This window comes from Nitrospinota bacterium, assembly GCA_035528715.1.
Lineage (GTDB): Bacteria > JADFOP01 > JADFOP01 > DATKYB01 > DATKYB01 > DATKYB01.
Window position 1 is genome coordinate 1 of sequence record DATKYB010000039.1, and the last position, 7,029, is coordinate 7,029.

At 38.3% G+C, this 7,029-nt stretch carries 9 protein-coding genes and 1 pseudogene; all 10 read right to left on the reverse strand.

Going from position 1 to position 7,029, the window contains the following annotated elements; all coding sequences use genetic code 11:
• Positions 1 to 47 precede the first annotated feature (47 nt).
• Complete coding sequence (locus VMW81_02595; GenBank protein ID HUU49833.1) at positions 48 to 725, reverse strand: endonuclease III domain-containing protein; 678 nt, start codon at positions 723 to 725, stop codon at positions 48 to 50.
• 177 nt (positions 726 to 902) lie between these two features.
• Entirely contained in the window at positions 903 to 2,108 is a 1,206-nt protein-coding gene (gene nrfD, locus VMW81_02600) for an NrfD/PsrC family molybdoenzyme membrane anchor subunit (protein ID HUU49834.1), read from the reverse strand.
• Positions 2,109 to 2,124: 16 nt separating this feature from the next.
• Positions 2,125 to 2,898: a 4Fe-4S dicluster domain-containing protein gene (locus tag VMW81_02605; protein ID HUU49835.1), complete on the reverse strand. Its 774-nt coding sequence runs from the start codon at positions 2,896 to 2,898 to the stop codon at positions 2,125 to 2,127.
• Entirely contained in the window at positions 2,895 to 3,668 is a 774-nt protein-coding gene (locus tag VMW81_02610) for a hypothetical protein (GenBank protein HUU49836.1), read from the reverse strand. The genes VMW81_02605 and VMW81_02610 overlap by 4 nt, the downstream gene beginning before the upstream one ends.
• A 136-nt stretch (positions 3,669 to 3,804) precedes the next feature.
• Positions 3,805 to 4,305 (reverse strand): molybdopterin-guanine dinucleotide biosynthesis protein B, encoded by a 501-nt coding sequence (gene mobB / locus VMW81_02615; protein ID HUU49837.1) that lies wholly within the window; start codon positions 4,303 to 4,305, stop codon positions 3,805 to 3,807.
• A complete protein-coding gene (locus tag VMW81_02620; GenBank protein HUU49838.1) occupies positions 4,302 to 4,931 on the reverse strand; it encodes a molybdenum cofactor guanylyltransferase in 630 nt (209 codons plus the stop codon). Before VMW81_02620 ends, mobB begins: the two co-directional genes overlap by 4 nt.
• Before the next feature lie 143 nt (positions 4,932 to 5,074).
• A pseudogene (locus VMW81_02625) lies at positions 5,075 to 5,547 on the reverse strand (CYCXC family (seleno)protein).
• Between the two features lie 29 nt (positions 5,548 to 5,576).
• The gene (locus tag VMW81_02630; GenBank protein ID HUU49839.1) at positions 5,577 to 5,999 is read right to left on the reverse strand and encodes an Rrf2 family transcriptional regulator; all 423 of its coding nucleotides are present in this window, start codon (positions 5,997 to 5,999) and stop codon (positions 5,577 to 5,579) included.
• 22 nt (positions 6,000 to 6,021) lie between these two features.
• Positions 6,022 to 6,447, reverse strand: a complete 426-nt coding sequence (locus VMW81_02635; GenBank protein ID HUU49840.1) for a M67 family metallopeptidase — start codon at positions 6,445 to 6,447, stop codon at positions 6,022 to 6,024.
• A gap of 98 nt (positions 6,448 to 6,545) precedes the next feature.
• Positions 6,546 to 7,029, reverse strand: a 484-nt coding sequence (locus VMW81_02640; protein HUU49841.1) for a HesA/MoeB/ThiF family protein, incomplete at its 5' end; no start/stop codon positions are given.

Below are 7,029 nucleotides of genomic sequence, written 5' to 3' on the forward strand. Positions count from 1 at the left end.
CCCCACCTTTTTTAGTTTTAAGCTCTCTCCATCAAAAACAATTGCCTTCATAATAAAGCTCTCTTTTTTGATAATCTATTTTTAAGCGGACACAGATCACAGCGAGGTGACTTATGACAATAAAAATGCCCGATATAATCCAGCAATGCATGGAACTCGTTAAAAAGAGCAACATCGGTTGGAAGACGCTGCATAAAAAATTCCTGTAATTCCTGATAGCTTGGGTTTTCATGGAACCATCCATGGCGATAAAGGATACGACGTGTATAGGTATCCACAACAAAAATCGGTTTTTGCAATGCATAGAGAAGAATTGAATCGGCTGTTTCCTCTCCAATGCCATAAATCGATAGTAGCTCATTATGTAAAACCTTTGTGTCTCTTTGAGACATCTTTTTTATTGAACCCTGATAGTGATTCAGAAAATATTTCACAAATTGCTTGGTCTTCTTTGCCTTTTGATTGAAATATCCAGAAGGACGGAGCAAGATTGCCAGTTCTTTCTCAGAGATCTTATCGAGTGTCTTTGCAGAGAGTAAATTGTTCTGTTTGAGATTGTTGATGGTTTTTTCTACATTTGCCCAGGCAGTGTTCTGCGTCAAAATTGCTCCAATAATAACCTCAAAAGGAGAATCTGCAGGCCACCAGTGGCGAGGCCCAACTTGTTTCAGCAATTGATGATATACATCCATCATTTTTTTTGGTGTTAAAGAGCGTTTAATCATTTGAAAAATTATCCCTGTAGATCTTAAACAACCAATAAAACAACTCTGTTTTTAAATTTATCCGTGTGAAAAATTAAATCTTTTTGGCAAATAAATCAAGGGGAAAATAGAAGAAAAGTTTACATATAAGAAAGACTGCTTTTAAGAGGGAAGAGGTTTATGAGGCGTAGATCAAGCCTAAGTTTCAATTTCTGAGGTTTGGAATTCGCCTTCGTTTTCAACCCAGGGAGGCAATACTTTACAGAGAATATAAAGGATGACAAGCGGTAATATTAATAAAAAGGCAGCCATCAATAAACCTTCTATTCCCAATAATTCTAGTTTATAAACTGTTAGACCTCGGAGGCTTTTTGAGAATAGCTGACCGCCAATGACAACATTCCACCGCGTACTGAAAATACCTATCTGCACGAGAATAGCAGCGACAAAATAGACCATCCTTCGCATTTCATCTGGGATCTTGAAAAATCTCGCCCAAGTTATTGTTATCATCGGTGCAAGGCTGCCAATAATAATCTGCGAAACTATCAAGCTGATAAACAGCCTGCCTTTTATTAACTCTGCCAAAATCTTAATAGATTCCTCTGACTCATAAAGCCTATGGATGAAGTCCAGCAGCTCCAGTGAAAAGTCAATAATCATAGCATAGAGAAGTAGTTCGGCCAGCTTATTAAGACAACCCATATTCATCTCTTTCCAGCGAAACATAGAGGTGACCATGTAAATTAAAAATACTAAAGCAATACCAGAAACCATCGCTGAAAAAAGAAAAACGATTGGCATCAGCACACTGCTCCACCAGGGATTCGCCTTGACCGCTCCGAAAATAAAGCCAACATAGCCATGGAGGAGGAATGCTGAAGGGATACCGATGATGGTGATAACTCTTCCAATTTTTTCGTCAAAATTTAAGGATGGCTCTGAAATATCTGCTGCGCCCAAGGTGAGAATCTTATAGAGATACTTACTCAATCCCTTTTTTTCTTTGGACCAGATTACGATTTCTTTTCGATAGTCAAACCATATCTCCAAGAGTAATACCACCATCAAATACCATGCATAAACAAACCCAAACATGGCCATTGCCGATTGTGTAGAGGGTGTTAAAAACATCTCGAAAGCACGTTCTGGACGCCCAAGATGAATGATAAGCGGAAGAGGTGCTACAAGGAGAAAAGCGAGCGCAGCCAAAAGAGATAATCTATATACAGGTTGCAATACCTTTACATTGAATACTCTTTCGAGAGAAGCAAGAATGAAAGCACCAGCTACTAACCCTGTTATATAAGGATAGACCACTATTAAGGTTCCCCAGTGGAGCTCAAACTCATTAGGATAAATAAATCCAGTTATATGCTGAAACTCAGGTATCATATTAGTCATGCTTATATCCAGCAAATTATCTCACCTCCATATCAGCACCAGAATAATAGACCTTAGGTTCAGTATTCAGATATTGTTTCATAACGATAATGTCATTAAAACGGACAAATCGTCTTAAAGGACTACTCTGTAATCCAACCTCACCAAAGATTCGAGTCTGAGTTGGGCAGACCTCAACACAGGCAGGAAGGGAGCCCTTTATAATACGGTGATAGCAGAATGTACATTTATCAGCTACTTTTTTAACAGGATGGAGGTAGCGGGCTCCGTAGGGGCAGGCTTGAATACAATAACGGCAACCGATACACCACTTCTCATCAACAAGGACCACTCCGTCTTGGCTGAGAAAAGTTGCGCCGACAGGGCATACCTGGACACACGGAGGTTTAGCGCACTGGTTACATATCTTGGGAACAAAGTATGTCTTTAATATATCGATATCACCTTTGAACTCAGGAAAGCCGTCAATACCGCCATTTGGGCTGTCTACATAGGTTTCCCCCTCTATGGGAACGATATATCTTTCAATCCAGGTTCGGAAATAAATCGGTTCTCTGGAGATATTATTTTCTTTTTTGCAGGCATCTACGCATCTTCCACAACCGATACATTTATGAATATCTATCCCCATTCCATACCAGTGCTTTGTTGGATCATACTGGCTATTTTCTCTACTGAAAAGGAGCTTTTCAGGCTGAAAAGAAAGGTAAAATATCCCGGCAAACGAAAGCGCTTTATAGCAGCTTTTCAAAAAATCTCTTCGATATAATTGAAAAGAATTCTTTTTCATCGCTTCGCCTCCGGATAATGAGGATAATGGCATTCCCAGCACAAGTAGCGTCCGCCGTGAGTACTGAGGTCGATACGACGGATTTCCTTGAGACTATCAGCATCTTTGGCGTGGCACTGCCCACAAAATGCTCTTTCTACTGGCTTTCCAGCTTTTTCGAGTTTTGGGTTAGTTAGGTGTTTCTCTGTAACCTTATGACATTGTTCACAGGAAAGGGATGCATGATGCGAGACCCTCTTTTGATTGACTATGGTTCGATGGCAGGCGCTGCATTCAGAAATAACTTGGGGCACGAGAGGGTTGTGCGGTTCATGGCATGCCATACATGCTTTTCCAGGATTATGGGTTTCTGCAATAATCTGGGGAAAGCCTGTAGGTCTTGAGGGATTGAAAGCGTGACAGAGCTGACAATGTTCGCGTTCCCTAGGGACAATCGGTTTATATTCACCAGGTGAACTGGTATGTTTTGCCGCAGGCCCATGGCATGTTTCGCACGATACTCCCTTATGGTTAGACTTTGTTAAGGAATTATAAATGTTACTATGGCAGTTTGTACATACCTGATATCCGGCATAATTGATCTTCTGAGAAGCAATTTCATCCAGCGCATTACCACGGTAGTGTCCATACTTTCCAAATGAATGGGGAACAAAAAATATTCGCCCTATGATAAAAGCTCCGATTACTATTGCAAAAATCACAGCCAAACTGATTATTTGACGAGGAATCTTGGGATTAAATTTAATATTTTTCCAATCAAAATTTTTCAAAAAATCTCCTCAAAAGGCAAAGATTATTCGACGAATATATTCAATATTATATTTCAAGTCAATTCTTCCCATCTTTTTCATTATTGTAGAAGATTTAAAGAGCAATAAAAAAAATAACAGCAAAGGTGTCTCATTCTTATTTAATTTTTTTTAAAAAGGTTTTTTCCAAGAGGTCTGCTAAGCCTTTAATATCATTTATATCAAAACAGGGAACACCCCTATCAAATCTTCTGTCACTGACAATCGCAATGAGATTATCTTCATCTGTGCAGAGGAGCTCTTTATGGACCTCAGATCGAAATACCTCAATCTTGGGCTTGTCCCCCTTTTTATAACCTTCTGTGAGAATAATATCTACATCCTTAATGATGGATGATCCTATTTTGTCCAAGGTATACTCTTTATCTACCACTTTTATAATGGCCAACTTATTAGGTGAAGAGATAACTACTTCATCAGCACCTGCCTTGGTATGCCTCCAGGTATCCTTTCCCTCTTTGTCAATTTCAAAGCCATGAATATGATGCTTTATTGTAGCAACCCTATAGCCTCTGTTCTTTAATTCTGGAATAAGTTTTTCCATCAATGTTGTCTTTCCGCTATCAGATTTCCCAACAATCGAAACAATTGGTATCATGCCTCATGTTCCTCATAAAGAGATTTTTCAACTGCTTCAGCTCTCAATATATCCTCTTCTGTGTTAAGATTTAAAAAGGCAATTTCTTTAGGATCATATGTGGCTATCTCTGAAATTCCTATCTCTTTAACTTTTACATGAGTAAAGAAATCCAAGATTCTCAAATTGTTCCCCTCAATTAGTTTCTCAATATAAGGAATGCAAACCTTTGAATATATCGCATGAAGAGGCTCAAAGCCTTTTTTGCTCCGTGGTATGACGATATCTGAATCCTTTGTAATTCCTATCATATATTTTATTAAAGACTCATTTAGAAAGGGCATATCACATGCAAAAATAAAATTATGTTTAGATGAAGATACTTTTAGCCCTGTATAAATACCACCCAAAGAATCTTTGCCCGGTATAATGTCTGAATATATCTTGCAACCAAGATAAGAATAGAGATCTGGAGTATCTGTAATAATGATAATATCCTTAAATATCCTTGATAGGGTAGAAAAGGCTCTATCAATGATAGTTATCCCACCTATTTTTATAAAAGATTTATCCTTTCCAATCCTTTTGTTCTTTCCCCCTGCTAGGATGATACCCGTCAATTCGATCTCTCCAAAATAAAAAAACATGCAAAAATTATCATGGTGATTGAGGATTGTCAACTGAGTTAATCTTGTAGAAGCACTTTTTGGTTATATAAATGACTTATCCACTAATCCTTCGGTGATGAGAGACAGGCATGAAAAAAGATTAGCCAGAGTGAAAAATGGATTTAGCTTTTAAATTCCCTATCAATTGCTCTCTTTATCTCTTCGATTGATTTCCCTTGTTCGTAAAGCTGGGCTGCCCTCAGGGCCTCCTTCTGACAGAGCAGTCAGCCTGCACCATGATTTTCAACAAAACAACTCAAAAGGCTTTTATGATAGAAAGGCGGCTCATCACAAGTGCAATAACAAAAGACCTCGTCCATTACACGGGGATATTTTTTTGCCGCAGCATATATGCTGCTCTGGTCATGCCTGTAAACATTGAGGGAGGAAGTACAGGGCGTGTTTCACCTCCCTGAACATAGAAGGACTTCCCCTTTTTACCTCCTTTGCTCATAAAGGGCATGTGGCCTAAAAAAGCACGAATAATGATAGCTACTGCAATTCCAGCTCCAATCCAAAGCAAGAAGCTTTTTTTCTGATTTTTTCTCTTGTCTAAAAATTTCTCTGAGCCCTTTTTTTTGCTTCTTTTTGCCATTTAATACCTCAATATATAATTGGTTCTGATTATCTTTTTAATATCTTGTCATACTCTTCAGATAAATCTTTCAGTGTAATCGACTCAAAAAATTTGTGAATCTGATCTCCTAGCTTCTTCCAGACCAGCCTTGTTACACATCTATCTATTCTATCACAAAAATCCTTAACGCTTATGCATTGAACAGGATACATATTCTCATTAACGGCTAACAATATATCCTTTATACTTATATTATTAGATTTTTTGGCTAATAAATATCCGCCCCCAGGGCCCCTGACACTCTTAACCAAACGAGCTTTCCTCAGCTTAACGTAGAGCTGCTCTAAATAATGTAATGATATGTCCTGCCTCTTTGAAATCTCTGATAACGATATCGGAAGTTTCTCAGAATGATAGGCTAAATCTACCATTGACCTGACCGCATATCTACCTCTTGTTGAGAGTCTCACATCTGCCCTCCTTTTCTTATCACTATTTGACTATACTAAATTCTTTCTCTTCTATTTGACCCTTTTTTATATCGAAGACTTTTATAACAGGCTTGTTTAAATCTTGGAGAGAAATGATAAAGTAGAAAGTTTCAGGGAACAAAGGCAAATCTGATTCAGGCCAAAAGGATTTTTCTATATCTGTCTTTGATGGATAAGCATCCGAATGAGTATGAGAATGATAGATTCCTATTAACTCAAGACTTTTTTCTCTTATTTCCTTGTGAGCGTCTAGGAGATCTTTTGGATTCATAAAATAAGTATCTGGGTTTTTATCATCATTTTCAATCTCATAGATATAAGATATCTTTCCGTTTTGTCCTGATAATAAGCCGCAGCCCTCATGGGGATACTCTTTCTTGGAATGAGTAATCATCTTATCAACGATAGATTTCGGAATAGTAATCAAACTATCCCCCCTATTGAATTTTTCCTAAAAGCTCTTTAAAAATAAAAGGATAAAAGATTTTCCTCGGCTTGTAAAGATTTTAAATTTAAAATTTATTATTAAAATCCTTTTCCATTGCCACACACAGGACAATTAGGGGACTTTTTAATATTTAATTTGCGAAATTCCATCTTTTCCCCGTCCCAGGTTAAAAGACGATTTTTGAGATTCGTACCCTTGCCGAGGAGAAATTTTATCGCTTCCATCGCTTGTAAGGTTGCGATAACCGCTGGTGTTGCTCCTAATACAGGAAAAACCTCCTTCTCCGGAGATGAAGGAAAGATGCACGCAAGACACCCCGTTTCAGGGGGATGGAAAAAGGTGAGCTGTCCTGACATTCCATAGATACCGCCATGGATAAAGGGTTTTTTGGTTTTGACACTGTATTCGTTCAAGAGATGCCGGGTCGGGAAGTTATCGAGACAGTCGATAATCAAATCGGCATCATGGGCAAAACGATCAATGTTTTCCTTAGTAATCTTTTCCGTGACCGGTTCAATGGTTACATCTGGATTGATTTCAGAAAGAGTCTCCTTTGCTGAA